Genomic DNA, 21,858 nt, shown 5'->3' with positions numbered 1-21,858 from the left:
CCGTCACGCCGGTGCTCCGAACAGGTCGATGGGCTTGCTGCCCGCGGACAGGGTCACGATCGCGCGCTTGGTGCTCTTGCGCTGGCCGAAACCGGCGCGGGTGCGCTTGCGCTTGCCCTGGCGGTTCAGCGTGTTCACCGAGTCGACCTTGACGCTGAAGATCTTTTCGATCGCGATCTTGATCTGCGTCTTGTTCGAGTCCGGGTGCACCACGAACGTGTAGGTGTTGTCCTCGATCAGCCCGTAGGACTTCTCGGAGATGACCGGCGCCAGGATGATGTCGCGGGGGTCGGTGATGGTTGCCACTACGCCGTTACCTCTTCCTTGTCGGCGGTGTTCGCCTGGATGTAGGCGTTCAAGGCCTCCACGCTGAACACCAGATGATCGGCGTCGAGCACGTCGTAGGTGTTGAGCTGATCCGGCGAGATGACGCGCACGTCGGGCAGGTTGCGCACGCTCTTGGCGCCGACCTCGTCGGCGCGGCCGATCACGACGAGCACCTTGCGCTGGCCGGTGAGCAGCGTCTCGAAGAACGCCTTGACGGCCTTGGTCGACGGCGTCTGGCCGCTGATCAGTTCGGTGACCGCGACGATCCGGTCGTTGCGGGCCCGGTCGGACAGGGCGGAGCGCAAGGACGCGGCGATCATCTTCTTCGGGGTCCGCTGGCTGTAGTCGCGCGGCTTGGGGCCGTGCACGATGCCACCACCGGTGAACTGCGGTGCGCGAGTCGAACCCTGACGGGCGCGGCCGGTGCCCTTCTGGCGGTACGGCTTCTTGCCGCCACCGGAGACCTCGGCGCGCGTCTTGGTCGAGTGCGTGCCCTGGCGCTTGGCGGCCAACTGAGCCGTCACCACCTGGTGCATCAGGGCGATGTTCGGCTCGGCGTCGAACAGCGCGGCGGGCAGGACGACGCTTCCGTCGGTCTTGCCGTCCGGCGTGCGGACGTCAATGGTCTTGTCAGCCATTACTTCTCACCTCGTTTGATCGCAGAGCGGACTACGACGAGTCCACCGTTGCGGCCTGGGATGGCGCCCTTGATCAACAGCACACCGTTCTCGGCGTCGACCTTGTGCACCTTCAGGTTCTGGGTCGTGATGCGGTCACTGCCCATCCGGCCGGACATGCGGGTGCCCTTGAAGACGCGACCCGGGGTGGCGCAGCCACCGATCGAGCCGGGCCGGCGGTGCACTGCCTGTGCGCCGTGGCTGGCGCCCTGGCCCTTGAAGCCGTGACGCTTCATGGTGCCGGCGAAGCCCTTGCCCTTGGACGTGCCGGTGACGTCGACGTAGCTGCCGTCGGCGAAGATCTCGGCGGTCAGCTCCTGGCCGACCTCGTAGTCGGCGGTGGTCGCCTCGTCGTCGAACCGGAGTTCGGCCAGGTGCCTGCGGGGGTTGATGCCCGCCGCGGCGTACTGACCGGTGACCGGCTTGTTGACCTTGCGCGGGCTGATCTCGCCATAGGCGAGTTGCACGGCGCTGTAGCCGTCGCGCTCGGTGGTGCGGATGCGGGTCACCACGTTGGGGCCGGCCTTTACGACCGTGACTGGGACGACCTTGTTGTTCTCGTCGAACACCTGCGTCATGCCCAGCTTGGTGCCCAGAATGCCTTTGCGTGCCATGGTTTCTGGTCTCTCCTACTGGATGTTGACGTCGACGCTCGCCGGCAGATCGATGCGCATGAGGGCGTCAACGGTCTTCGGCGTCGGGTCGAGGATGTCGATCAGGCGCTTGTGGGTGCGCATCTCGAAGTGCTCCCGCGAGTCCTTGTACTTGTGCGGGGAGCGGATGACGCAGTAGATGTTCTTCTCCGTCGGCAGCGGCACCGGGCCGACGACGCTCGCGCCGGTACGCGTGACCGTCTCGACGATCTTGCGCGCCGAGGCATCGATCGCCTCGTGGTCATAGGCCTTGAGCCTGATGCGGATCTTTTGTCCCGCCACGCTTGTCCTACCTCACTATTAACGGGCCCATGGGAGGGCCATGTTCGCCTGCTCGGTCTAGGGCGCTCTACCCGTTGGGTAGCGCGCTGGCTATGCCGCCGCTGTTTACCTGTCTGTGGTCCACCGGCACCCGCGCTCGGGCGTGTCGCCTTCGCGCACACTCTCCGGCGTCGAGAATCCGTCGCAGTCAAGGTGGGAACCGGACGCGCCCGCAAGGGCGCTGGTCGGTCGCCCAAGCCAGGCATGCTCTACATCAAGCATCATCCCGGCTCAAGGCAACCCGAACAGTATGCCTCAGATCGCCGCGTGCTCCAAATTCCTGGTCGACGGCGAGAGAACCATTCCTTACTCCAGAGTAAGGTGGGGCTCCATGTCACTTGTCGGGACGTCGTCGACGGCCACCTATCGCATGTGGAGGCGCCTCGCGGGACGCCCGGGCGGCAGCCGGTTGTTCTCCGCCGCGGCGATGGCGCGGGTGCCGTACTTCGCGTCGGTGCTGCCTCACGTGGTGCGGATGGAGCCGGGTGCGGCCGAGGTGACGGTGCCCAAGTGGTTCTTCGTCCATAACCACCTGTCGACCGTGCACGCCATTGCGTCGTGCAACGCCGCCGAGATGGCGATGGGCATGCTGATGGAGGCAACCGTCCTCACCACGCACCGCTGGATCCCGAAGGCGATGACCGTCCAGTACCTCGCCAAGGCGACCACGTCGCTGCGGGCGACGGCCGGAGTGGAGCCGCCGGACTTCGGCACGATCGTCGAGGGCACCGAGCTCGTCGTTCCGGTCAGCGTGACCGATCGCCGCGGCGTCGAGGTCGTGCACGCCGACATCACCACCTGGGTCACACCGGTGGCGTCATGACCGCCCAACGCGATTCCGCCTCCTTCACTCACACCGAGGCGCACTTCGACTCCGGCGGCACCCTGTGCGCCGCACGGGTCTACCGGCCCGACTCGAGCGCGGCGGCGCCGGTGGTCGTGATGGCCCACGGCTTCGGCGGAGTTCGGACGATGCGGCTGTTCGCCTACGCCGAGCGGTTCGCCGCCGAGGGCTACGCCGTCGTCGTCTTCGACTACCGAGGCTTTGGGGACAGCGACGGCGAGCCGAGACAGGTGCTGGACATCGAGGCTCAGCACGCCGACTGGCGGGCGGCGTTGGGGTTCGCCCGTCGGCTGCCCGGCGTCGACTCCGCTCGTGTCGTGGCGTGGGGGACGTCGTTGTCCGGTGGTCACGTCATCACGCTTGCGGGCACCGGCGTACCGCTGGCCGCCGTGATCGCGCAGGTGCCCCACGTCAGCGGCCCGGCCGCCGTGCGGGCCACCGGCGTGCTCGCGGGGCTGCGACTCGCGCCGTCGGCGCTGCGGGACCAGGTGCGTGTGTGGCGTCACCGACCGCCGGTCTACGTCGACGCGGCCGGCGCACCGGGTGCCACGGCCGTCATGACGTCTCCCGACGCACTGCCCGGCATGAAGCGTCTCGTCGCCGAGTCGGGACCGGACGCGGCCACGGTTCCGCTCTACGTGGCGGCGCGGGTCGCGCTGAAGATCGGGCTCTACTCCCCCGGGCGGCACGCAGGCGAGGTGACCTGCCCGGCACTGGTACAGGTCGCAGCGCACGACGCGGTGACGCCACTGAAGGTCGCGCTGCGCGCCGCCGACGCCATGGCGCGCTCGACCGTACGGACCTATGACTGCGGGCACTTCGACCCCTACGTCGAGCCGCACTTCTCCACCGTCGTCGCCGACCAGCTCGCGTTCCTGTCGGCCCATGTTCCGACGGCTCACTCCAGATAGGTACCGTGCCCCTCGCGCACCAGACCAGCACCGTCGAACATCAGCACCTCGTTCACCAAGCCACCGCGTTCGTTGCGGTAGTTGATCACCAGCAGGGATTCGCCGCGGTAGACCCGGACTACCTCGAAGTGCAGGTCGGGCACCATGGCCAGCGCCGTCACCCAGTAGTGCCGAAGTGCGTCCTTGCCGCGGACCACGCCCCCGGTCTCGGGCAATACGCGTGCCGCGACGGGCGAGGTGAAGACGACGTCGTCGTGGAAGTGGGCCAGGACGGCCTCGACGTCGTGGTCGTTCCACGCCCGGACCCACTTCTCGGCGAACGTCACCGCATCCGGTGTCGGCATCCCTACTCCTTGAGTCCGGCCCAGAACGGGCATTGACGCGCTTGGTCGAAGTCGGTCATCACCCTGCTGCCGTCGGGCCGCAATGACAACCGCTTTTTTTGCGCGTCGAAGGCGGGCCAGTCCTCACCGGGGTGCCCGTCGCGGACGAACTGGCTCCACGCGTCGATCATCTGGTCGGACAAGACCTGCTGGTCGGGATTCAACGTCGGGGCCCCACCAATGTCGAACAGGTACCGCAGTTCCAGCGAATGGCTGGCTCCGACTGGAAAGGGCAAGCTGCGCAACGGGTCTGGCGCCGGGGCGCCGCGGTCGTCGAACTCGTAGGCGTATACCGAGTCCTGCTTGGCCAACCCCTCGGTCATCCTGGCGGCCACGCAGGCGAAGACCCCGTCGGTGACGGCCGCCGAGTAGGCCAGCGGCACGCTGCCCCGATAGCGGCTCAGCGGGTAGTGGGCGGCCACCGCCGTGGCGTCGCGGCCGAAGGTCTGCGACAGCAACTGCGGGTACCGCGCCTCGGTGTAGGGGCCCTTCGACCGCAGGTATTCCAGCGCCACGAACAGCGTGAACTCGTCGCGGTTGGTGCCGATGAGCACCGGCACCTTGGCGGCCCGACCCTCGGAGATCTCGTGCATCGGGTCCACGGGAAGCACCTTGGTTCCGGTGACGGGACCACTCAGCGCGTCGTCGCCGATGCGGTAGTACCAGACCGGCTTTCGAAGTCGGTCGGCCGGCAACGCGCGAAGACAGGTGGCCACGGTCCGCAGATCCTCGCAGCCCGCGTCGCGGGCGTAGGCGACACTGGCCCGCTGCGCCTCGGGCAGGGCGAGCTGAGCCTGGCAGGGACCGCTCTGGATGATCGCCGCGCGGAACAGACCGTCGGACCCCGGGGCGACGAGGTGGTCGCAGACCGACATGCCGCCGGCGGACTCCCCTGCGATGGTGACGGCATCCGGGTCGCCGCCGAAGTTGGCGATGTTGTCGCGCACCCACCGCAGGGCGGCCTGCTGATCCTGTAGCCCGTAGTTGCCGACGGCGCCGGGCGGGCCGAGCCCGGGATGAGCGAGGAAGCCCAGGGCGCCGAGCCGGTAGTTCAGGGTGACGACGACGACGTCACCGCGGGTGGTCAGCCACCGTGAGTCGTAGATTCCGCTGCTGCCGTTGACGAACGCCCCGCCGTGGATCCACACCATCACCGCGCGCTTGCGCTGCGAGGGCGGCGGTGTCCACACGTTCAGCGACAGGCAGTCCTCGGAGGTCTGCCGGCCCATCTCCAGGTCGCTGGCGTCCTGCAGGCAGCGAGGACCGGTATGCGTCGCGTCTCGCACCCCGGGCCAGGACGGCGCGGGAGCGGGTGGCTGCCAGCGCAGCGGGCCAACGGGCGGTGCCGCATAGGGAATTCCGGCGAAGAGACGGTGATCGGGGGCGACGGTTCCGCGGACGGCCCCGGTGGCGGTCTGGACGACGGCGGGGTCGGTGGGCGGCGCGGGTGACGGCGAGGCCGACGGGTCGTCACCGCGGGAGCAACCGGCGAGCACCAGCAGCACCGCGAGGACGATCACCGTCACGCGGCGGCCGAGCGGTTGGGGATGCATTCCCACCGACCCTACCGAGACTGATCCTCGCAATCCCGCCATCGTCCCCACCGGCCGGCCCTAGACTCCGTTTGACACCCGTCAAGTGCCATTCGTCGTTCAGGAGCCCGATGAGCATTGAGACCAACGGCCGCGTCACCGACCCGGCCGCCGAGGTCCTCGCCGATCCCACCGCCTACGCCGACGACGAGCGACTGCACGCCGCGCTCAGCCAACTGCGGGCTCACAATCCCGTTGCATGGGTGGACAAATGGCCGTACCGACCGTTCTGGGCGATCACCAAGCATGCCGACATCATGTCCATCGAGCGGGACAACGAGCTCTTCGTCAGCGAACCGCGGCCACTGCTGTCCACCGCCGCCGCGGACGATCTGGCGAAGGAGCAACTCGAGGCGGGAATGGGTCTGCGGACCCTCATCCACATGGACGATCCGCTCCATCGCAAGGTGCGTGCGATCGGGTCCGACTGGTTCCGGCCCAAGGCCATGCGCGACCTCAAGATGCGCGTCGACGAGCTGGCCAAGCGCTACGTCGACCAGATGCGCGACATCGGTCCGGAATGCGACTTCGTCACCGACATCGCCGTCCAGTTTCCGCTGTACGTGATCATGTCCCTTCTGGGCCTGCCCGAAGAGGACTACGGCCGGATGCACGCGCTGACCCAGGAGATGTTCGGCGGCGACGACGACGAATACAAGCGCGGCACCACACCCGAGGAGCAGCTGGCCGTCCTGCTCGACTTCTTCGCGTACTTCTCGGCGCTGACGGCGTCGCGCCGGGAGCAGCCGACCGACGATCTCGCGTCCGCAATCGCCAACGGACGCATGGACGGCGAGTTGCTCTCCGACGTCGACGCCGTGTCGTACTACGTCATCGTCGCCAGCGCCGGTCACGACACCACCAAGGACGCCATCTCCGGCGGCATGCAGGCGCTGATCGACAACCCGGGTGAACTCGCGCGGCTGCGCGACGATCCGAGCCTGATGCCCACCGCCGTCGAGGAGATGATCCGGTGGTCGACCCCGGTCAAGGAATTCATGCGCACTGCCGCGCGGGACACCACCGTGCGCGGCGTCGACGTCGCCGCCGGTGAGTCCGTCTACCTGGCGTACGTCTCGGGCAACCGCGACGAGGAGGTCTTCGCCGACCCGTTCCGGTTCGACGTCTCCCGCGACCCGAACAAGCACATCTCGTTCGGATACGGCGTGCACTTCTGCCTGGGTGCGGCGCTGGCCAGGATGGAGATGAACAGCTTGTTCACCGAGCTGGTTCCCCGGCTGACGTCGGTCGAATTGGCCGGGGCACCAGAGCTTTCGGCGACGACGTTCGTCGGCGGACTCAAGCACCTCCCGATTCGTTATTCGATCCGCTGACACCGGAGGGGTCCTTGGCGTAGGTGCGCAGGAACCCGTCGACCGCGGCGACGGCGACTCGTTCGTAGTCGAAGTCGACGAGGGTGCTGAGCCGCCCGAAGGCCAACGGTCCGACCAGTAGCGCGAAGGCGACGGTGCGGTCGACGTCGGTCAGTTCCGCGGCGGCTTGAGGGCTGTCGAAGATGACGTCGAACGGCGCGGAGTACTGCTGGGCGATGCGTTGGCGCAGGGAACGCATCTCCGGGCTGGCGGAGTCGGCGTCCGACGGCTGCGGCAGCCGACCCATGTCCGGGCCCAGCGAGAGCCACGACATCGCGGTCAGAATCGTGGGCGCCTCGGCGATCGACTGCGCCCACGCCACCACGATCGCCACCAGCCGCTCGCGCAGAGTTCCGTGCTCCGGGGGCATTGGCGGGGGCGGTATCAAGCTGGTGAAGCTCGCGGCCAAGAGGTCGTTGGCGCTGGAGAAGTGCCGGTAGAGGGTGGCCCTTGCGACGTTGGCGGTGCGGGTGACCGCGTCGACGGTCACCGCGCTCGGCCCACCGGACCTCAGCAACACGGTGGCGGCCTCGAGGAGGCGGGCTCGCGAACGCGCAGGCCGCGGATCGGAGCGCTCGATCGACATCGCGTATCTCGCCTCCTACACCGCGGATTCAGATCTTCGAGACTATTGGTCTTCCACCAAGACTGCTAGTCTCGAAAGTGTCTCGATGCGAAGGAGTCAAGCCGTGGTCGACTCCCTCGCGCCGTCCGACCAGGATATCGACCGCCATCCCCTCGGCCCGTCGAGTCGCGCGCGACTGTGGTTGCTGGTGGTCTCGTGCCTGGCCGTGGCGATGGTCATCTCGTCGATGGTCGCGCTCAACGCCGCACTTCCCGACATCGCCGTCGAGACCTCGGCCACCCAATCCCAACTCACGTGGGTCGTCGACGGCTACACCCTGGTCTTGGCGTGCCTGCTCCTACCGGCCGGCGCCTTCGGCGATCGCTACGGCCGGCGCGGGGCCCTGCTGATCGGCCTGGCCGTCTTCACCGCCGCGTCCGCCGCCCCCATCGTCCTCGACGGACCCGTCGCACTCATCGCATCCCGGGCCGTCGCCGGTGCCGGCGCGGCCTTCGTCATGCCGGCCACTCTGTCCCTGCTCACGGCCGCCTATCCAAAGTCCGAGCGCAGCAAGGCCGTTGGCATCTGGGCCGGCGTGGCGGGTTCAGGGGCCGTGGTCGGGTTCCTCGTCACCGGCATCCTGCTGCAGTTCTGGTCGTGGCAGTCCATCTTCTGGGCGTTCGCGGGCGCGAGCGCCCTGCTGTTCGCTCTGGCGTGCACGGTCACGTCCTCGCGCGACGACGATGCCGCGCCGCTCGACTGGCTGGGCGCGGTCCTCATCGGCGCGGCGGTCGCCGTCTTCGTCTTCGGGATCGTGGAGGCGCCCATCCGGGGCTGGGCCCATCCCCTGGCGTGGGGCGCGATGGCGGCCGGGGTGGGCCTGTCGGTCGCATTCACCGCTGTGGAACTGCGGCACCGCCATCCACTCCTGGACGTGCGACTGTTCGCCAGACCCGACTTCGCGACCGGCGCGCTCGGTATCACCATTCTCTTCTTCGCCAACTTCGGCTTCTTCTTCGTCGTCATCCAGTACGTGCAGTTGGTGATGGGGTACAGCCCGCTGGGGACGGCAGTGGCCCTGGCCCCGCTGATCGTCCCGATCTTCATCCTCAGCGTCTCCACCGGCTGGTACCTCCCCCGGGTGGGCCTGCGCATCACGGTGACGGTCGGATTGCTGCTCATCGCGGTGGGCCTGCTGTGTCTGCGCCTCCTCGAACTCGGGTCCTCCTACCTCGACCTGGCGTGGCCCCTGATGGTGATGAGCAGCGGCATCGGGTTGTGTACGGCCCCAACCACTTCGGCGATCATGGGTGCGGTTCCCGACGAGAAGCAAGGGGTTGCCTCAGCCGTGAACGACGCCACCCGTGAGATCGGGGCGGCGCTCGGCATCGCGGTGGCGGGTTCCATCCTGGCCGGTAGCTACACCACCGCACTCGCGCCGAACCTGGTGCGGTTTCCCGAACCGGTGCGCGAGCGGGCGGCCGGATCCCTGGCGGAGGCCTTGGCGGTGGCGGAGCAGATCGGTCCCCCGGGCGGTCCCCTCGCCGACCTCGCCAAGACGGCGTTCGTGCACGCGATGGCGTCCTCGGTGCTCGTCCTGGCCGTCGTCATCGCGGTCGCCGCCGTGTTGGTGGCGTGCTGGGCACCGGGCCGCGACGGCCGTCAGCCGCGGCTCGTGCGCCGTCGGTCCGCGGGGCGGCACCGGGGCTGACTCCCGCTTACCCTTGGGGCGTGCGCCTGCTCATCGTCAATCCGAACACCACCGCCTCCATGACGGCCGCGATCGGGGCGTCCGCACGCTCGGTCGCCAATCCGGCGACGGAGATCGTGGCCGTGAACCCCGTCGACGGTCCCGCGAGCATCGAGAACGACGACGACGAACGGCGCTGCATCCCAAACCTTCTCGACGTGGTGGCCCGGGCCGAGGCGGGCGCCGATCGGCCCGACGCCTACGTGATCGCCTGCTTCGGCGATCCCGGTCTCGACCAGGTTCGCGACGCCGTGGACGTGCCGGTGCTCGGCATCGCGCAGGCCGCGATGCACGCCGCAGCGCTGAGCGCGGGGAGTTTCTCGGTGGTGACGTCGATGTCGGCGACGGTGCCCACCGCCTGGACCCTGGCCAAGACCTACACTCCCAGCCAGTGTCTCGGCGTGTACGCCAGCGACATCCCGGTGCTACGAATCGACTCCGACCCCACCACCGTCGGACCGATCGGCGATCTGTGCGAGAAGGCCCTGGCTCAGGACGCGAGCGGGTCGATCGTGTTGGGCTGCGCGGCAATGGCCAAGTTCGCCACCCCGCTCACCGAGCGCCTCGGCGTACCCGTCGTCGACGGCGTGGTGGCGGCGACGCTGCTGGCCGAGGCACTCGTCACGATGCGACGGGTCACCCGATGAACTCCGCCGCGCGATGACCGATCATGACGATGGTCGCGTGCGGCCCACGACTCGTGATGTCGGGCAGGATCGACCCGTCGACCACCCATAGCCCCTCGACGCCACGCACCCGGCATCGCTCGTCCAACGGTGCCTCGTCGTCGTGACCCATCGGGACGGTCCCGCACAGGTGTTGCGACGTCGACCAGGACGACTCACGGGCGTGGTACCCCGACCCCGCCAGATCGTGGGCCAGGTCTGCCCCACCCGCGAGGGCCGCGACGTCGGATTCCTCGCTGTCGTAGCGGTGTTCGATGCGGGGCGCCACGTTGGGGTCGGCCGAGATCAGGGTCAGCCGTCCCCGGGATCGCGGCCGCATCAGCGTCACCCCGAGATGCGGACGATCCGACGGGTCGTGCCCTGAGCCGGTCATCGCGGCGAATCCCGTGGTGTAACAACGGATCTCCACGCCCTCCGAGGTCGTCAGCAGCGTCTCCAGGGGGGGTCGGCCAGGCGCGGCGGGCCAGTCGACGGGGAGTACCCATTCGGGATGGTCGGCGCTTCGCGTACCCACCGGCAGGTTCGCGACCACGGGAACACCCACCGCGGATAGTTGGTCCGCCGGCCCTACTCCCGAGAGCATCAGCAGGTGCGCCGACCCGATGGCGCCGGCGCAGAGCACCACGTGGTCGGCGGTCAGGCGGGACGTACCGTCCGTCCCAACCAGGTCGACCCCGACGGCACGTCGGCGGTGCCAGCGGATCCGCGTGACCCTACGGTCGTGTACGAGCGAGAGGTTGGGCCGATCCATGGCCCCGCCGAGAAAGGCCTCTCCCGGCCCGACCCGGGTGCCTCGTTCGACGTTGAGCGGGACCGGGCCGACGCCCGGTCGTCCTCCCGCTGATCCGTTGAGGTCCTCGACCCAGTCGAAGCCGTGCCGTCGCGCCGCGTCGACGAAGGCGACCGCCCCCTCCTCGAAGTCGGTGATGCGCCCGATCCGCAACGGACCGTTCGCTCCGTGCAGCGGTCCGGTGAAGTCGAGGTCGGTCTCGACGTCGCGGAAGTGCGGCAGCACGTCGTCCCAGGACCAGCCGGGGATGCCCCACCCGTCGAAGTCGGCCGGCAGGCCGCGGCAGAAGTAGCCGCCGTTGACCGCGCCGGAGCCACCGACGACCTGCCCGCGCATGATCGACGCCGTGCGGCGCGGCCGGTCGGTCAGTGTCGTCTCGTAGCGCCGGACCACCGAACTGGCCGACCCGATCGGGAGGCGCAAACCGTCGGCGATCTGCGCGCTCACCTGGGGAGCCGAGGTCCCGGGTCCCGCCTCCACGACGGCGACCGAGCGGCTCGGGTCACGCGAGAGGCGTTCTGCGAGAACGCAACCGGCGCTACCCGCACCGACGATCAGAACGTCTGCACGCAAGGGGCGGATCAGCTTCGGATCTGCGGCTTGAGCGCGCCGAGATGACGCTCCCGCACGACACCCGTCCACAGGCCCAGGCCGTAGGCGATGTCGTCGAGTCGTCTGAGCAGGAGGTAGGAGAACAGTCCCACGCGTTTGGCGTCGTCGTCGGCGTTGCCGTTGCGATTGGCCCAGTCGACCACTCCGTCGACGACGGCGGCCACCAACACCACCTGACGGCATCGCCGGAAGCAGACCGCGGCCACCATCGCGACGGGCCAGTAGTGCCGGCAGATCGCGGAGGCCAGCTGCAGCGCCGCCGACCACAGCCCCTGGGCTGCGACCGCCGCCACCTCCCGGGGTTCGGTGTCCACCGCGCCCAGCGCCTTGGCGATCTTTCGTCCCGTCAACGCGGCCACCACCGTCGAGGCGGCGTAGCCGACTCCCGAGCCCACGGCCAGCAGCACCCACACCAGCAGGGTCCAGCCCGACAACACCAGCGGAGCGGTCTTGCCTGGGTGGCGGACGGCCAGGGGTGCGGCCGACGAACCGTAGAAGGCCTTGCGGGCGAACCACTCTCGAAGTTTCGTGCGGTGGTCGTGGCCGACCAGGGCAATGGGCTCGTAGCGCAACCGATCCCCCGCTTCGATGAAGCGCCAGCACAGGTCGACGTCTTCGCCGGACCGCAGCGTCTCGTCGAATCCGCCGACGTCGACGAGCGCACTGCGGCGGCAGATGATGGCCGCACTGGGAACATAGGAGACGGTCCCGTAGGGCACGACGGGAGCCTCGCGCTGACCCAGGTCGAGGGAGGATCGCACCGCTTCGTAGCGCGCCACCACGTTGTGCGGTTCGTACAGTCCGACGATCCGCGGCGCCACCAGCGCGACGGCCGGATCGCAGAAGTGGCCGAGGAGCGCCTCGAGCCACCCGCGACGCGGCACCACGTCGGAGTCGAGAAATGCGACGAAGTCGGTCTGGCACACGGCCAGCCCGGCGTTGCGGGCCGCCGCCGGACCCCTGGTGGTGGCGTGACGCAGCACGCGCACCTCACAGTGCAGACCCGCCAGGTCATCCATCCGGACCGCGGGCGACGAGCCGTCGTCGACCACGATCACGCACATGCCTCGCAGCGTCGACACCAGGCGTTTGAGGCCAATCGCGTTGTTCAGCACCGGAATCACGACGGTGACGTCGCGGTGCGACGGTCCGCTGGCAGGCCGGGGATGAGCCACGGTGGCGTCGAGAAGGGTCCGGGCGAGCTGCGCGCTCTGGGCGTCGTGCACCTCGAGGCGGCCGCCGTTGAGCATCGTCTGCGCCGCGGGCGCCAGCCGCAACAACCGAGTCGGCGAGCCGCCGAGGAGCGCCGACCCAGCCCCGAGCACCCTCACCCGTCTGTCCACCTGCACGGCGAAGCCGTCGGGCAGTCGTGGTCCCGTCACTGCAAGAGCCCCCCGGCGCCGGGGAGCCACGCCGCCACGCGGCGGGTGCAGGAGTCGACCATCTCAGCAAAGATACGCGAACCCGCGGCCGCCGATGCGGTGGTGGGGTTGCCGAGGACGCCGACCGCGCTGACCGCGCTGACGCCACCCTCGCGCAGCTGGGGCATGAGCTCGGCCAACGGTGCTTCGTTGCCGACCACCCACTCCTGGTCGTGCACCAGGTCGGGCGAAATATGTAGCAATACAGACGTTTCGGTGTGACCGGCATGTGCGTCGGCCCCGGCCACACTGCACGGGGACCATGCGACGTCGCGGCCTTCGCGACGAAGTAGAGTGACGGCCGCGGTGACGGCGGCGACGTTGCCGCCGTGGCCGTTGACGAACACCAGTCGCGAGGCCCACTCGCACGCCGATCGGCCGTATTCGACGAGCACGAGCTGCAGCGCTGCCGTGCCGATCGAGATCGTCCCCGGGAATCCCTGATGCTCACCGCTGGCGCCGTAGTTGATTGCCGGAGCCAGCAGCCACGACCCGCTCAACCGTTCGGTCGCCGCCCTGGCGACGGCGCAGGCAATCCGGGTGTCGGTGTCGAGTGGCAGATGTGGCCCATGCTGCTCGGTCGAGCCCAGCGGGACGATCAACGCTGGTGACAGATCATGGAGCTGCCTCGCCGTTGAGTTCCCAAGCTCGTTGGGGAAAGCCACCCGCCGATCGTAGGCCGAATTCACCTGGTGTGCGCCGAATGTTGGCCTTTGCGCGGCATTTGATCAAACCGAGGTCCGCCCGACGCCGACGGGCCTTCACGTCCGCCACGTGAGCACCGCCCGCCACACCGGGACCAGCGACGCCGGCGTCGAGGTGTGGTGGAGGGTTAGGAGTGCTCGGCGGCGGGCATGCCCAGCGCGCGCGCGAATCCCGCGGGCATCAAGACGTCGTCGGCGACGAGGTCGTGGATGGAGGCCTTGCCCAGGCCCATCAGAGCCGAGTCGATGCCGCTGCGCATGATGTCGAGGACGTTCTCCACGCCCGGTTGTCCCTCGGCCGCGAGCCCCCAAAGGTAGGCCCGGCCGAGCATGACCGCGCGTGCTCCGAGCGCAAGTGCCTTGACCACGTCGCTGCCGCGGCGAATGCCGCCGTCGAGCAGCACCTCGACCTGATCCCCCACCGAGGCGGCGACGGCCGGCAACGCGCGGATCGACGCGGGTGTCCCGTCGAGGTTGTTGCCGCCGTGGTTGGACACCGAGATGGCCGAGACACCGGCGTCGACAGCGCGTTTCGCGTCGTCGACGCGCATGACGCCCTTCAGCATCACCGGCCCGCCCCAGAGCTCGACCAGCCAGGCGATGTCCTCCCACGTCGGCGGCGGGGTGCCCATCCATTCGCCGTAGGCGGCGAAGAACGGCGGTCCGGCCTCCCCACGGTTCCCCTGATTGGGCACGCGCAGGTTCGGCGGTCGCATCGTCTTGGCCCATTGCAGCAACCAACTGGGCCGGGTCAGACCCTCGGGCATCATCTTGACCGTGGTGCGGAGGTTCATCTCCTCCGGTATCACCGGGCTGCCCCAGTCGCGGCCGTGGGAGAAGCTCCAGTCGGTGGTGACGATTATGCCGACCGCGCCCGCGGCCCTGGCCCGCTCCACGCGTGCGGCGATCGCGTCACGGCCACCCAGCCAGTACACCTGGAAGAAGAGCTTCGGGTTGGCGGCGATGACCTCTTCGATGGGCTTGCTGGCAAACGAGGACAGGCCCATCGCAGTCCCGCGAGCCGCGGCGGCCCGCGCCACGGCGACCTCACCGTCGGGATGCACGGCCTGCACACCGGTGGGAGAGATCATCACCGGTAGCGAGATCTCTTGTCCCATCACGGTCGTCGACAGATCGCGCTTCTCGATCGCTCCGATGACGTGCGGCGCGAAGCCAAGTTCGCCGAAGGCATCCACGTTGTCGGCGACGGTGATGCCGCGTTCGCTCGCGGCGATCAGCGAGCTGTAGACCGACTTGGGCAGCCGCTTCTTGGCGCGCTGCTGCGCGATGGCGACGGTCTCGAACCAGATGTCACGGGCCATGATCTATACGGGACTTTCGTTGCAGAATTTCTTGGGGGCGGCCAGGAGCTTGAGTGGGATGGGACCGGTGCGTCCGCCCGCACGGGAGTGGTCCCCGCTGGGCTTGGGCTTGTCGCGCTCCAACGCCAGGGCGGGCTCGCCGTACCCCTGGACGCATTCGGGGTCGGGACCGTCCAGCGGCAGACCGGTGAAGAACTTGGCGGCCATGCAGCCGCCGCGGCACCCGTCATAGTGATCGCAACTGCCGCACGCGCCAGCGGACTGCGGTTCACGCAGCTCGCGGAACAGCGTCGAGTTCTGCCACACATTCTGGAAACCACTGTCGGACAGGATGTTTCCGGCAAGGAAGCGGTCGTGAATGGCGAACGGGCAGGCGTAGACGTCGCCGACGGGGTCGATCAGGCACACCACGCGTCCGGCACCACACAGGTTCAGCCCGGCGAGCGCACCCGGCTGCCCCAGGCCCGAGAGGTGGAAGAAGGAGTCCCCGGTGAGGATGCCGTCGCCGCGGGCCACCAGCCAGTCATAGAGCTGGACCTGCTGAGCCGCGGTGGGATGCAGTTCGTCCCAGACGTCGGCGCCACGGCCCGAGGGACGCAGCCGGGTGATCCGCAGCGTCGCACCGTAGCGGTCGGCCAGCGCCTTGAATTCGTCGAGCTGGTCGACGTTGTGACGGGTGACGACGACGGAGATCTTGGCGTCCTTGAAGCCCGCCGCCGACAGGTTCTCCAGTGCCCGGATGGCCATGGCGAACGAGCCGGGGCCGCGCACGGCGTCGTTGACCTCGGCGGTGGCCCCGTCGAGCGAGATCTGGACGTCGACGTAGTCGCTTGCCGCGAGCTTGGCGGCGACCTTCTCGTCGATGCGCACGCCGTTGGTGGAGAACTTGACTCCCACGTGGTGTTCGGTGGCGTAGTCGACCAGTTCCCAGAAGTCCGATCGCACCGTCGGTTCACCGCCGCCGATGTTGACGTAGAACACCTGCATGCGCTCGAGTTCGTCGATGACGTCCTTGCATTGCCGGGTGCTCAGCTCGCGGGGGTCCCGCTTGCCCGAGGAGGACAGGCAGTGCACGCACGACAGGTTGCAGGCGTAGGTCAGCTCCCAGGTCAGACAGATCGGGGCGTCCAGACCACGCTCGAACTGCTCGACCAACCGTGGCACGGGCGCCGGCGACAGACTCGTACTCATGCGCGATCCCGCTTCGCTTCTCGCTGATGGCTCATGCGTTCTCCTCACGGACCAGCATCTTGGAGGTGACCAGCACGCCGAGTGCGTGCAGGTAGGGCGCCATCCCGGCGTCCTCGACACCGGCGGCGCGACAGGCCGACCTGACGTCGGGATGATCGTCGAGGGAGGTGACGACCTCGACGATCTTGGTGTTCTTCAGGAACGAAAGCTTGCGCGTCCCAAAGTGATACAGCAGGGCGCCGAAAGGCTCGGGCCGCACCGCCACCTGGGGATGCAACCGCCAGCGGACGTCGGGATCGAAGGCCTCGGCGTCCACCGCCGGCTCCGGGGAGGCGACCACCGTCAGTAGACGCCGCACATGCCGTCGATGGAGACCTCTTCGACGAGGCTCTCGGTGACGAGTTCGGATTCGGTCTCGGACTGCTGAGTCGGCTCCATGGTTTCGCCTTTCGATGGGAGGGGGTCTCGACAAATGTGATCGAGATCGCAAGAATATGGCATCGAGTGCCGAAACGGAAGGGCGGATCTCGATGAGTCGTGAACCCGCATCCCGGGTCGGCAGACGCAGGTCCACCACCGGAGACCACATCACCAACGTCGCACTCGAGCTGTTCGCCGACCGTGGCTTCGACGAGGTCAGCGTCGACGACGTCGCCCGCGCGGCGGGCATCGCCCGTCGCACTCTCTTCCGCTACTACTCATCCAAGAACGCCATCCCGTGGGGTGACTTCGACGCCCACCTCGACCACATGCGCCAGCTGCTCGACGCGGTCCCCGCCGATGCGACCACCGCCGTCGCCTTGCGCTCGGCCCTGTTGGCGTTCAACAGCTTCGACGACGCCGAGACCGCCCATCACCGCCAACGCATGCGCGTCATCCTCGAGACCGACGCTCTGCAGGCGCACTCGATGACCATGTACGCCGGGTGGCGGGCGGTCATCGCGGAGTTCGTCGCCCACCGACTGCACCTCGAGCCCGGTGACCTCGTCCCCCAGACCACGGCGTGGTCGATGCTCGGCGTGGCGCTCTCGGCCTACGCATACTGGCTCGCCGACACCTCGGTGTCCCTGCAGCAGGCCCTCGGCGACGCATTCGACACCGTCGGCACTGGCCTCGCGGCCCTCGACACCTAGACCCCTGGCGATTCGTGTGCGTTCGGCGCTCACCGCTGCCGAGACACCACCAATCGCGAGAATGGGCGTCGGAGTTCAGGCCGCAACGGCGACGATGAGGGTGTGGAAGCCGAATCGTCTGCTCGGGACGCGCCTCGCGCGTTGCTCGCGCTGTACGACGAGGCCCTGCCCGCCGTGTACGGATACTTCGTCCGCCGCTGCGGCGATCGAAGTGTTGCCGAGGACCTGACGTCGGAGACCTTCTTGGCGGCGATGGACGCCGCCAGGCGTGATTCGCCACCGCCGATGACGGTCGCGTGGCTGATCGGCGTGGCCCGGCACAAGCTGGCCGACCACTACCGGCGACGGCACGACCGGTTCACCGTCCCGGTGGCCGAGGTGCCCGAGCCCGTCGACCCGGCCGACGACTGGGACGCCGAACTCGACCGCATCGTCGCCGAGGGTGTCTTGGCCCGACTGCCCGAGCACCATCGCGTGGTGCTGGCCCTGCGCTACCTGGACGACCGGTCGGTACCCGAGTGCGCCGAGTTGATCGGCCGCACGGTGCACGCCACCGAAGCCCTGCTGGTGCGGGCCCGCCGCGCCTTCAGAACGCACTACCCGGAAGGAGGAACGCCGTGAACGGCGAGCGGAATGATCACGATCCGCTGGGCGTGCTGCGCGGCGACGACCTTCCGGCGACCCCCGATCCGCAGTTCGCGGCTCGGCTGCGGGCCCGCTTGGAATCCGCCGTCTCGCTACCCCGAGGAGTCATCGTGAGTGACACCGACGTCGTCGTCGCCGAATTGAAGACCGTCGCGCCCGCCCCACCCCGTCCCGCGGCGCTGCCCTACCTGGCCGTCGCCGGCGCACGGGACGCGATCGCGTGGTACGTCAGCGCCTTTGGCGCCGTCCTCGTCGGCGATCCGATCGAGATGGCCGACGGCCGCATCGGCCACGCCGAGCTGTCGATCGGCGGCGGGATGCTGTACCTGGCCGACGAGTTTCCCGAGATGGGATTGACCGCGCCTGCCCCGCAATCGGTTTCGGTGAGCCTGATGCTGCCCGTCGCCGACACCGACGCCGTGCTACGACGCGCCCGCGAGAATGGCGCCCGCGTCGAGCGGGAGATCTACGAGGCGCACGGCTCCCGCAGCGCCACCGTGGTCGACCCGTTCGGCCACCGGTGGATGCTCAGCGGCCCGGTCAGCGGTTCGGCGAGCCAGATTCGCCACGGCGACATCGGGTACGTGTCGGTGTGGACCCGTGATCCCGCCCGGTCGGCGGCCTTCTACGGCCAAGTGCTGGGCTGGCAGTTCGACGCCGAACCGCGCCGGGTGACCAACACCGACCGGCCCGTGGGCGTCGTCGCCATGGCTGGCCCGCCCACGCTGTTCTGCTGCTACGCGGTGAGCGACGTCGCGGCGGCGCGACGGGCGATCCTGGACGCCGGCGGCGAGGCCGGCGACGTCACGCAGACCCCGCACGGCCCGACGGTCGACGCGACCGATCCGTCGGGCACGGCGTTTGCGGTCTACCAGCCCACCGGCGACGATCCGCGGCCCGCGCTCAACGGCGCTGGGCCGGGCGAACTCTCGTACGTCACCTTCGAGGTGACCGATTCGGCGACCTTCCGCAACTTCTACGGTCGGGTGCTGGGCTGGAGCTTCGACCCCGGGCGCATCGACGACGGCTGGGAGCCCCGCGGGGTGCACCCCATGTCGGGCGTCGCGGGCGGCAGCGCCGCACCGGCGACCGTGCCGATGTGGACGGTCGTCGACGTGGAGGCCGCGGTGAAACGGGTCGAGGAGGCTGGTGGCACCGTCGTCGAGGCACCATCTGCGCAGTCCTACGGCATGTCGGCGCTGTGCGCCGACGACCAAGGCGTGCGCTTCTACCTCGGCCAGCACTAGCCCCCGTGCGATTTGTGGAGTCTTGGCGGCGGTCAGCGCCGCCGAGACTCCACAAATCGCTAGAGGACGTCGGCGATGGGCGCACCCGCGGCGATCTTGGCGCGGGCCTTCATCACCTTGCCCGGCATGCCGCCGCCCACCACGCCGACCACCGCGCCGTCGCGCTCGTAGTACGCCAGGAACTTGCGGCCGTCGTCTTCGACGACGTGCACGACGTCGTCGGCCTCCGGTTCGCCCAGGCACTGGATCTTGACGTCGTACTGGTCGCTCCAGAAGTACGGCACCGTCACCGCGGAGGTCGGCTCCTGGCCGAGCATCGCGGGCACGATCGCACGGGCCTGATCGGCGACGTTGCTCCAATGTTCAACGCGCACTTGCTGACCCGATGCATCCCGCCACGACGCGACGTCACCGACGGCCCACACGTTCGGGGCGCTGGTCCGTCCGGCGACGTCACAGATCACGCCGTTGTCCACGGTGACCCCGCTGCCCCGTAGCCAATCGGTCGAGGGCCGCGACCCGACCCCGACCACGACGACGTCGGCGTCGAGTTCGGTGCCGTCGGACAGCACCACCTTCTCGACGTGGTCGGCGCCCGTGACCTCGGTGACGCCGATGCCGCATCGCACGTCGACGCCCTCGGCCCGGTGCAATCGCGCGACGAGTTCGCCGATCTGCTCACCGAGCACCGAGGCCAGCGGTGTGGGCTGCGGTTCGACGAGCACCACGTCGACGCCGAGGGAACGCAGGCTCGCGGCGACCTCGCAGCCAATGAAGCCGGCACCGATGACGACGGCCCGCCGGGCCGAGGCGGCATGTTCGCGCAGCGCGAGGCTCTCACCGAGGGTCCGCAGCACGCGCACGCCCTCGATGTCGGGCAACGACGGAATCCGCTTGGGCACCAGGCCCGTTGCGATCACCAGCTCGTCGTAGGGCACGGCCTCACCGCTGGCCAGGGTGACCGTCTGGGCGGTGGTGTCCAGGCTCGTCGCGGCCGAGCCCAGGCGGACGGTGATGTCCTTCTCGCGGTAGAACTCGACGGGCTTGAGCGTGACGTCGTCGGTCTCGGCCCTCAGCACCTCCTTCGACAGCGGGGGCCGGTCGTACGGCAGGTGGTCCTCGTCGCTGAGCAGCGTGATCGGGCCGGCGTAGTCGGCGCGGCGCAACTGCTCGGCGGTGCGCAGCGCGGCGAGTCCGCCGCCGACGATGACGATGCCCCCGGTTGTAGTCACGGGGCTTTCTTACACGACGGCCGCGTCCCGAGGTACGCCACCCATGCTCAGACGGGTGCCCGCTCGATGATGTTGGACAGCACGACGATGCTCTCGCTGCGTTCGATGTCGGCGCTCGCGCGGATGCGTTCGAGGGCCTCCTCGAGGTGGCGCATGTCGCGGGCGAGCACGTGCAGGATGGCGTCGGCCGTCCCGGTGACGGTGGCCGCGCTGACCACTTCGGGAATGCCGATCCAGGCCTTGCGAAGTTCGGCCGGGGCAATCGTGCCGTGGCAGAACACCTGCACGTAAGCCTCGGTGTTCCAACCGATTGCATTGCGGTCGACGACGGTGGTGAAGCTGCGGATGACACCGTCGTCGAGCATCCGGTCGACCCGTCGCTTCACCGCCGGGGCGGACAAGTTCACCCGCTGCCCGATCTCGGCGAAGGTCGCCCGGGCGTGGTCGGCCAGCTCGGCGAGGATGCGCTCATCGGTGTGATCGAGCCGGTCCATGGCGTCTCGCTTTCGTTGCACAACAGATCGCCGGAATTCTAGCTCTGGCACAATGGATCGTGCACCGACACGCAATGAGTGGCGATTGCTTGCGCTCGGACGCGGTCGTACCGTCACTTGTATGACGATCGCTGATCTCGCCGGCACCCCGGCGCCCGATGTCGCCTGCGCGACGCCCCGAGTCCGTGTCCCGCGCCAGCGCCGGTACGCGATGACCGCGCCGACGTTCTTCGCCGTGGAGTATGCGATCAACCCGTGGATGGACACGTCGACCCCCGTCGACGCCGCGCTGGCCGTGCGTCAATGGGATGAGTTGCGCTCGGCCTACCGCGCGCTGGGCCACACCGTCGAGACGGTCGAACCCGTCGCCGGCCTGCCCGACATGGTCTACGCCGCCAACGGCGGACTGGTCGTCGACGACGTCGCGATCGTCGCCCGCTTCGCCTATCCGCAGCGCGCCGCGGAGGCCGACGCCTACGCCGACTGGATGAGCAGCCGCGGATTCGAACCCCTCGTCACCCAGTACGTCAACGAGGGCCAGGGCGACCTCCTGGTGGTGGGCCCCACGATCCTGGCGGGCTACGGCTTCCGTACCGATCTGCGGGCCCACGCCGAGGTCGCCGCATTCACCGGCCGGCCGGTGGTCAGCCTGGAATTGGTCGACCCCCGCTTCTACCACCTCGACACCGCGCTGGCGGTGCTCGACGACACCACCGTCGCCTACTACCCGCCGGCCTTCAGCGACGACGCGCGAGCACAACTGAGGCGACTGTTCCCGGATGCCGTCGAGGTCACCTCCGCCGACGCCTACGTCCTCGGCCTCAACGTGGTCTCCGACGGCAAGCACGTGCTGCTGCCCGCCAACGCCACCGGCTTCGCCGAGCAGATCGCGCACCTCGGCTTCGAGCCGATCGGGATCGACCTGTCCGAATTGTTCAAGGGCGGCGGATCCGTCAAATGCTGCACGCTGGAGGTGTACTCGTGA

The 21,858-nt window shown here is 68.9% G+C and carries 25 protein-coding genes; 9 read left to right on the top strand and 16 right to left on the bottom strand.

What is annotated here, in order from left to right; translation table 11 throughout:
- Positions 1–3: 3 nt before the first annotated feature.
- The 4 genes from rplW to rpsJ are packed head-to-tail and all read right to left on the bottom strand — an operon-like array spanning position 4 to position 1,939.
- Positions 4–306 carry a 50S ribosomal protein L23 gene (gene rplW / locus ABZ195_RS07370; RefSeq protein ID WP_056557250.1) on the bottom strand — a complete coding sequence of 101 codons (303 nt, stop codon included), beginning with the start codon at positions 304–306 and terminating at the stop codon, positions 4–6.
- Positions 306–965 (bottom strand): 50S ribosomal protein L4, encoded by a 660-nt coding sequence (gene rplD / locus ABZ195_RS07365; protein ID WP_355216285.1) that lies wholly within the window; start codon positions 963–965, stop codon positions 306–308. Before rplD ends, rplW begins: the two co-directional genes overlap by 1 nt.
- On the bottom strand, positions 965–1,618 hold the full coding sequence (gene rplC, locus ABZ195_RS07360; protein WP_355216284.1) for a 50S ribosomal protein L3: 654 nt from the start codon (positions 1,616–1,618) through the stop codon (positions 965–967). The genes rplD and rplC overlap by 1 nt, the downstream gene beginning before the upstream one ends.
- A gap of 15 nt (positions 1,619–1,633) precedes the next feature.
- Positions 1,634–1,939: a 30S ribosomal protein S10 gene (rpsJ, locus tag ABZ195_RS07355; RefSeq protein ID WP_003925843.1), complete on the bottom strand. Its 306-nt coding sequence runs from the start codon at positions 1,937–1,939 to the stop codon at positions 1,634–1,636.
- Between the two features lie 370 nt (positions 1,940–2,309).
- On the opposite strand from rpsJ, the gene ABZ195_RS07350 reads away from it, so the two are divergent.
- Both ABZ195_RS07350 and ABZ195_RS07345 read left to right on the top strand, forming a co-directional pair.
- Positions 2,310–2,801, top strand: coding sequence for a hotdog fold domain-containing protein (locus ABZ195_RS07350; RefSeq protein WP_355216281.1), 492 nt, complete (start codon positions 2,310–2,312; stop codon positions 2,799–2,801).
- Positions 2,798–3,733 carry an alpha/beta fold hydrolase gene (locus ABZ195_RS07345; protein WP_355216279.1) on the top strand — a complete coding sequence of 312 codons (936 nt, stop codon included), beginning with the start codon at positions 2,798–2,800 and terminating at the stop codon, positions 3,731–3,733. Before ABZ195_RS07350 ends, ABZ195_RS07345 begins: the two co-directional genes overlap by 4 nt.
- Here ABZ195_RS07345 and ABZ195_RS07340 read toward each other — a convergent pair.
- On the bottom strand, positions 3,721–4,077 hold the full coding sequence (locus tag ABZ195_RS07340) for a nuclear transport factor 2 family protein (protein ID WP_355216277.1): 357 nt from the start codon (positions 4,075–4,077) through the stop codon (positions 3,721–3,723). The two genes, ABZ195_RS07345 and ABZ195_RS07340, sit on opposite strands and share 13 nt — an antisense overlap.
- Positions 4,078–4,079: 2 nt before the next feature.
- A complete protein-coding gene (locus tag ABZ195_RS07335) occupies positions 4,080–5,669 on the bottom strand; it encodes a carboxylesterase/lipase family protein (RefSeq protein ID WP_355216275.1) in 1,590 nt (529 codons plus the stop codon).
- 110 nt (positions 5,670–5,779) lie between these two features.
- Here ABZ195_RS07335 and ABZ195_RS07330 point away from each other — a divergent pair, with 110 nt between their 5' ends.
- Entirely contained in the window at positions 5,780–7,042 is a 1,263-nt protein-coding gene (locus ABZ195_RS07330) for a cytochrome P450 (protein WP_355216273.1), read from the top strand.
- On the opposite strand, the gene ABZ195_RS07325 is transcribed toward ABZ195_RS07330, so the two are convergent.
- Positions 7,008–7,667, bottom strand: a complete 660-nt coding sequence (locus ABZ195_RS07325; protein WP_355216271.1) for a TetR/AcrR family transcriptional regulator — start codon at positions 7,665–7,667, stop codon at positions 7,008–7,010. The genes ABZ195_RS07330 and ABZ195_RS07325 overlap by 35 nt on opposite strands.
- Before the next feature lie 103 nt (positions 7,668–7,770).
- Between ABZ195_RS07325 and ABZ195_RS07320 the strand changes: the two genes are divergently transcribed.
- Both ABZ195_RS07320 and ABZ195_RS07315 read left to right on the top strand, forming a co-directional pair.
- Positions 7,771–9,357 carry an MFS transporter gene (locus tag ABZ195_RS07320; RefSeq protein WP_355216269.1) on the top strand — a complete coding sequence of 529 codons (1,587 nt, stop codon included), beginning with the start codon at positions 7,771–7,773 and terminating at the stop codon, positions 9,355–9,357.
- 20 nt (positions 9,358–9,377) lie between these two features.
- A complete protein-coding gene (locus tag ABZ195_RS07315) occupies positions 9,378–10,043 on the top strand; it encodes an aspartate/glutamate racemase family protein (RefSeq protein ID WP_355216267.1) in 666 nt (221 codons plus the stop codon).
- On the opposite strand, the gene mftG is transcribed toward ABZ195_RS07315, so the two are convergent.
- The 7 genes from mftG to mftA all read right to left on the bottom strand — a co-directional run bounded on the left by mftG (position 10,033) and on the right by mftA (position 16,560).
- Entirely contained in the window at positions 10,033–11,445 is a 1,413-nt protein-coding gene (mftG, locus tag ABZ195_RS07310) for a mycofactocin system GMC family oxidoreductase MftG (protein WP_355216265.1), read from the bottom strand. The genes ABZ195_RS07315 and mftG overlap by 11 nt on opposite strands.
- An 8-nt stretch (positions 11,446–11,453) precedes the next feature.
- On the bottom strand, positions 11,454–12,866 hold the full coding sequence (gene mftF / locus ABZ195_RS07305) for a mycofactocin biosynthesis glycosyltransferase MftF (RefSeq protein WP_355216263.1): 1,413 nt from the start codon (positions 12,864–12,866) through the stop codon (positions 11,454–11,456).
- Entirely contained in the window at positions 12,863–13,594 is a 732-nt protein-coding gene (mftE, locus tag ABZ195_RS07300) for a mycofactocin biosynthesis peptidyl-dipeptidase MftE (RefSeq protein WP_355216261.1), read from the bottom strand. Before mftE ends, mftF begins: the two co-directional genes overlap by 4 nt.
- A gap of 143 nt (positions 13,595–13,737) precedes the next feature.
- Positions 13,738–14,931 carry a pre-mycofactocin synthase MftD gene (mftD, locus tag ABZ195_RS07295; RefSeq protein WP_355216259.1) on the bottom strand — a complete coding sequence of 398 codons (1,194 nt, stop codon included), beginning with the start codon at positions 14,929–14,931 and terminating at the stop codon, positions 13,738–13,740.
- A gap of 3 nt (positions 14,932–14,934) precedes the next feature.
- Entirely contained in the window at positions 14,935–16,122 is a 1,188-nt protein-coding gene (mftC, locus tag ABZ195_RS07290; protein WP_355216257.1) for a mycofactocin radical SAM maturase, read from the bottom strand.
- Between the two features lie 31 nt (positions 16,123–16,153).
- On the bottom strand, positions 16,154–16,462 hold the full coding sequence (gene mftB / locus ABZ195_RS07285; protein ID WP_355217006.1) for a mycofactocin biosynthesis chaperone MftB: 309 nt from the start codon (positions 16,460–16,462) through the stop codon (positions 16,154–16,156).
- Between the two features lie 2 nt (positions 16,463–16,464).
- Positions 16,465–16,560, bottom strand: a complete 96-nt coding sequence (gene mftA / locus ABZ195_RS07280; RefSeq protein ID WP_263996355.1) for a mycofactocin precursor MftA — start codon at positions 16,558–16,560, stop codon at positions 16,465–16,467.
- Between the two features lie 92 nt (positions 16,561–16,652).
- On the opposite strand from mftA, the gene mftR reads away from it, so the two are divergent.
- From mftR to ABZ195_RS07265, 3 genes are all read left to right on the top strand, one after another.
- Positions 16,653–17,255: a mycofactocin system transcriptional regulator gene (gene mftR, locus ABZ195_RS07275; RefSeq protein WP_355216255.1), complete on the top strand. Its 603-nt coding sequence runs from the start codon at positions 16,653–16,655 to the stop codon at positions 17,253–17,255.
- Between the two features lie 102 nt (positions 17,256–17,357).
- The gene (locus tag ABZ195_RS07270) at positions 17,358–17,876 is read left to right on the top strand and encodes a sigma-70 family RNA polymerase sigma factor (protein ID WP_355216253.1); all 519 of its coding nucleotides are present in this window, start codon (positions 17,358–17,360) and stop codon (positions 17,874–17,876) included.
- On the top strand, positions 17,873–19,147 hold the full coding sequence (locus tag ABZ195_RS07265; protein ID WP_355216251.1) for a VOC family protein: 1,275 nt from the start codon (positions 17,873–17,875) through the stop codon (positions 19,145–19,147). The genes ABZ195_RS07270 and ABZ195_RS07265 overlap by 4 nt, the downstream gene beginning before the upstream one ends.
- 59 nt (positions 19,148–19,206) lie before the next feature.
- Here the strand turns inward: ABZ195_RS07265 and ABZ195_RS07260 are convergent, their stop codons facing one another.
- Together ABZ195_RS07260 and ABZ195_RS07255 are read right to left on the bottom strand one after the other, a co-directional pair.
- Entirely contained in the window at positions 19,207–20,379 is a 1,173-nt protein-coding gene (locus ABZ195_RS07260) for an FAD-dependent oxidoreductase (RefSeq protein ID WP_355216249.1), read from the bottom strand.
- A gap of 47 nt (positions 20,380–20,426) precedes the next feature.
- Entirely contained in the window at positions 20,427–20,873 is a 447-nt protein-coding gene (locus ABZ195_RS07255; protein ID WP_355216247.1) for an Lrp/AsnC family transcriptional regulator, read from the bottom strand.
- A gap of 121 nt (positions 20,874–20,994) precedes the next feature.
- On the opposite strand from ABZ195_RS07255, the gene ddaH reads away from it, so the two are divergent.
- Positions 20,995–21,858, top strand: coding sequence for a dimethylargininase (gene ddaH, locus ABZ195_RS07250; RefSeq protein WP_355216245.1), 864 nt, complete (start codon positions 20,995–20,997; stop codon positions 21,856–21,858).

Origin of the sequence: Mycobacterium sp. NPDC006124, assembly GCF_040614235.1 — a bacterium.
GTDB lineage: Bacteria > Actinomycetota > Actinomycetes > Mycobacteriales > Mycobacteriaceae > Mycobacterium.
This window is presented reverse-complemented; position numbering and strand designations above follow the sequence as displayed.

Bases quoted from the DNA above. Each gene is read 5' to 3' on its own strand.
- rplD (WP_355216285.1), bottom strand. From the start codon at position 965: ATGGCTGACAAGACCATTGACGTCCGCACGCCGGACGGCAAGACCGAC.
- rplC (WP_355216284.1), bottom strand. From the start codon at position 1,618: ATGGCACGCAAAGGCATTCTGGGCACCAAGCTGGGCATGACGCAGGTG.
- ABZ195_RS07350 (WP_355216281.1), top strand. From the start codon at position 2,310: ATGTCACTTGTCGGGACGTCGTCGACGGCCACCTATCGCATGTGGAGG.
- ABZ195_RS07345 (WP_355216279.1), top strand. From the start codon at position 2,798: ATGACCGCCCAACGCGATTCCGCCTCCTTCACTCACACCGAGGCGCAC.
- ABZ195_RS07340 (WP_355216277.1), bottom strand. From the start codon at position 4,077: ATGCCGACACCGGATGCGGTGACGTTCGCCGAGAAGTGGGTCCGGGCG.
- ABZ195_RS07335 (WP_355216275.1), bottom strand. From the start codon at position 5,669: ATGCATCCCCAACCGCTCGGCCGCCGCGTGACGGTGATCGTCCTCGCG.
- ABZ195_RS07330 (WP_355216273.1), top strand. From the start codon at position 5,780: ATGAGCATTGAGACCAACGGCCGCGTCACCGACCCGGCCGCCGAGGTC.
- ABZ195_RS07325 (WP_355216271.1), bottom strand. From the start codon at position 7,667: ATGTCGATCGAGCGCTCCGATCCGCGGCCTGCGCGTTCGCGAGCCCGC.
- mftD (WP_355216259.1), bottom strand. From the start codon at position 14,931: ATGGCCCGTGACATCTGGTTCGAGACCGTCGCCATCGCGCAGCAGCGC.
- mftC (WP_355216257.1), bottom strand. From the start codon at position 16,122: ATGAGTACGAGTCTGTCGCCGGCGCCCGTGCCACGGTTGGTCGAGCAG.
- mftA (WP_263996355.1), bottom strand. From the start codon at position 16,560: ATGGAGCCGACTCAGCAGTCCGAGACCGAATCCGAACTCGTCACCGAG.
- mftR (WP_355216255.1), top strand. From the start codon at position 16,653: ATGAGTCGTGAACCCGCATCCCGGGTCGGCAGACGCAGGTCCACCACC.
- ABZ195_RS07255 (WP_355216247.1), bottom strand. From the start codon at position 20,873: ATGGACCGGCTCGATCACACCGATGAGCGCATCCTCGCCGAGCTGGCC.
- ddaH (WP_355216245.1), top strand. From the start codon at position 20,995: ATGACGATCGCTGATCTCGCCGGCACCCCGGCGCCCGATGTCGCCTGC.